The organism is Okeania sp. SIO2F4 (assembly GCF_010672385.1).
Taxonomy (GTDB): domain Bacteria; phylum Cyanobacteriota; class Cyanobacteriia; order Cyanobacteriales; family Microcoleaceae; genus Trichodesmium.
On sequence record NZ_JAAHGT010001067.1, the window covers coordinates 1 to 3,086 of the forward strand.

Below are 3,086 nucleotides of genomic sequence, written 5' to 3' on the forward strand. Positions count from 1 at the left end.
TACATTATCCACAGATCGTGTGGTTTGGGAAACAGTAGTTAGAGTTAATTTTGCTTGCAAACTGGGATGGGATTGTACTTCAACTAAACCATTCATTAATTTGGCATTGCGATCCGATTGCAGTTGTTCCGCATCTCTGGGTTTAACAAGAGTAACTGCTACTTCTTTAGTAATCCAATCGTCAATTTTCCTCTTAGGTTTTACGGCCGCACCGGTAGAAACTTGCTGCATTAAACTCTCAAGAGTTCCTTCAGCACCTGACAAAGATCTTGTCTGTCGAGGAGGTTCTAGTCCTTCTTGCTTTAGTAGATCGGCATTAAAGTCTGTCTTACTTACTATGAGCTTGAAGACATCTCTGGTCTCAGTTATACCAGTGTCGAGAAAATCTTCTGGAATCCCCAAAAATACAAAACTCTCAAAAGTATTGCCATCATCTGAATTCGCTCCTGCAAGTGCTATTGTACTTTTTTCATACTCATCGGGGTTTTCAGGATCGGGATAGAAATGTATACGCGGTTCTATGGAATAATCACTTGAAAGTAAGAGAACAGCACAAAATAATTTATGGTTGCTATGATTTGTCAGCTTAAGTTTGATAACAGGACGTTTCCATTCCGTTCTACTAAACTTACCCAAACTTACCCATACATGGTTGCATGAGCTTTGGAGCTAGCTTCCTGCTTCACGCATATACCACCGACCGCAGTCTGCGTACGGACGTTGCATAAGGGCGTCCCTTCTTCTCCACCGGCTTAAATTCGCTTGGAACTCAAGCTACTGATACACATAGTTTTTCAAGTTGACAGCAGCATTAAAATCTCTGTCAGTTTCAAAACCGCATTCACTACATTCATACGTTCTCAAGTGTAACGGCATTTTCTGTTGATGACCACAGTTTGAACATATTTGAGAACTTGGATAAAATCTATCCGCTATGACTAATTCACTGCCATACCATTCACATTTGTATGTAAGCTGACGCTTGAATTCATAAAATCCACAATCTGCTATGGCACTTGCTAGTTTATGGTGTCTTGGTGCGCGTTCCGCAAGCGAGCTGGCGTCGTCGCGGGGTCGCACCGCTTTTTGAGCATTCCACTCACGTTTAAATCCTCAATTACTATGGTGCTGTGGTTTTTAGCTAACCATGAAGTGAGTTTATGTAATGTATCTGCTCTGATATCGGCGACTTTCTTGTGGATTTTGGCAAGTTTTTTTACTGCTTTGCGTCTGTTTTTGGAACCAATAACTTTTTTGCTGACTGCACGTTGATGACGAACTAATCGTTTTTTGGCTTGCCTGTAGGCTTGGACATTGGCAAATTTACTGCCATCAGAACAGGTTGCTAATGTATTTATGCCTATATCTACACCAATAGTTTCTCCAACTTTTTCTGTTGGATAGGATTCAAAATTGTACTTAAAACTGATGTACCAACTATCTGCTTTTTTTGAGATTGTGACGTTTTTTACTAATACTGAAGGTAAGATTTCGTATGTTTTTACTATTCCTATTCTTGGTAGTTGTATGTAGTTTCCTTGAATAATCTTAATACTACCTTCTAAATAAAAGCTGTCTTTTCTACCTTTTTTCTTAAAGACTGGAAATCCACGGTTCGGAATAGTTAGAAAGTTTTTAAATGCTCTCTCTAAATCTCTTAATGCTTGCCCTTGGTGCACATTTAGATACCTCATAGTACCAGGGATTAATTGATTTGACTTCAGCTACTAAACGCTTATGCAGGGTGATGGCGCTTGGGCGTTTTTTAGTTTCTTCGTACTCAGTAATGCAAGTTGCTAATCCCCAGTTATAAGCATGACGTGCAACTCCTGCGTGCGCAAGCAAGTATTGTTTTTTGCTGGTTGTTAAGTTTTAACTTGGTCTTGATTGATTTCATTGGAACTGGTAAACCATGAAAAAAAGTATTTGATAACTTAGGAGAATTTAAGATACCATAGCAGATAATCAGCAGGTTTTCAAGATTTATTGAGATTTTTTCAACTTTGTCCAATTGTTAGCCCCTTAACCAAAGCTGCTACATTTCTTGCTAAATCACAGTAAGATCAATGACTATTAGTTTGTTGTCAACTTTGCAGGAGAGAGTAAGAAAAAACGCCTCTAGGTTCGCCATCATCTCCTTTATATTCCTTTGAATATTGGTAGTCTCGACAAGCTGCTAAGAGAATATGTTTTCCTCTAGGCAAATCTAATCGTGTCTTTTTCTGATCAACTTCTGATGAAGTCAATAGCAAATTCTTAAAGGTTTCGTCCTGAGCAAAAATAAAGCTAGATAAAGGGCGATCTCTCGTATCTTCTGGAGCTAGACGTACACCTTCAACATCTCGAGTTCCTGCACCTGCATCACAGCAATCAAAAATCACTATAACACGAGGATCTTTCTCTGCTACTTTAGCTAGTAAATACTTGAGTTCTTTATCCGCTAAATCATAACCTCCAGGACTACGACTATCGTAGCAAACTAAGGTTTCATTTAAGTTGTCTGGGTCTAGATGCAATAATTCTTCTGGTGTCTTTTGTTGACCCCCATGTCCTGAATAGTAGAATAGGGCAATATCATTGCTTCCTGCTTGGCAAAGGTACTCCTGAAAACCATCAATGATTCCTTGACGAGTAGCTTGTTCATTAGTAAGAATTCTCGGTTCAAATAATTCCCATTCTCCTGCTATTTGGTCTTTAAGATAGGCTTCTATGGCCTTAATGTCGTTCTGACAACCTTTTAATGTAGGTACTTCTGAATCTGGCGCATACTGATCGATACCTACTAGCAAAGCATAAATCTTTTTAGTCGCAGATAGTTCTGAATTAATTGAATTCATCTGAGTTCCTCTATTTGTTTTTCTGAGTTGGTTAATAATTTAAGCAATTGAAATTCTCCCGACGCTGCTCTGACAAGACAGCGCGGGATTCCTCAACCTCACGACGTGAGGTCTGTTAACTCATTGAAGTAGCACTCAGCACTCAGCTAGCCTCTTTCAGAGGAGCTGCCTCTTACAGAGGAGCTTCGCTAACGCTAACAGCAGTCAGCTTATTCAAGGTGTATAATGGGGGATTCTTTCCCCCCCCCA

The 3,086-nt window shown here is 39.6% G+C and carries 4 protein-coding genes and 1 pseudogene; all 5 read right to left on the reverse strand.

Going from position 1 to position 3,086, the window contains the following annotated elements:
- Nucleotides 1-636 (reverse strand): annotated as a pseudogene (locus tag F6K22_RS37095) (peptidase C14 caspase catalytic subunit p20); the annotation flags it as partial.
- Between the two features lie 138 nt (nucleotides 637-774).
- Nucleotides 775-1,080: an RNA-guided endonuclease InsQ/TnpB family protein gene (locus F6K22_RS37100; protein ID WP_293109745.1), complete on the reverse strand. Its 306-nt coding sequence runs from the start codon at nucleotides 1,078-1,080 to the stop codon at nucleotides 775-777.
- On the reverse strand, nucleotides 1,020-1,679 hold the full coding sequence (locus tag F6K22_RS37105) for an RNA-guided endonuclease InsQ/TnpB family protein (protein ID WP_293109746.1): 660 nt from the start codon (nucleotides 1,677-1,679) through the stop codon (nucleotides 1,020-1,022). Before F6K22_RS37105 ends, F6K22_RS37100 begins: the two co-directional genes overlap by 61 nt.
- Entirely contained in the window at nucleotides 1,636-1,845 is a 210-nt protein-coding gene (locus F6K22_RS37110) for a helix-turn-helix domain-containing protein (protein WP_293109748.1), read from the reverse strand. Before F6K22_RS37110 ends, F6K22_RS37105 begins: the two co-directional genes overlap by 44 nt.
- A 239-nt stretch (nucleotides 1,846-2,084) precedes the next feature.
- Nucleotides 2,085-2,837: a caspase family protein gene (locus F6K22_RS37115; protein WP_293109750.1), complete on the reverse strand. Its 753-nt coding sequence runs from the start codon at nucleotides 2,835-2,837 to the stop codon at nucleotides 2,085-2,087.
- Between the last annotated feature and the right edge of the window lie 249 nt (nucleotides 2,838-3,086).

What these genes read in the sequence shown, in the direction of transcription:
- F6K22_RS37115 (WP_293109750.1), bottom strand. Translation starts at nt 2,837, where the DNA reads ATGAATTCAATTAATTCAGAACTATCTGCGACTAAAAAGATTTATGCT.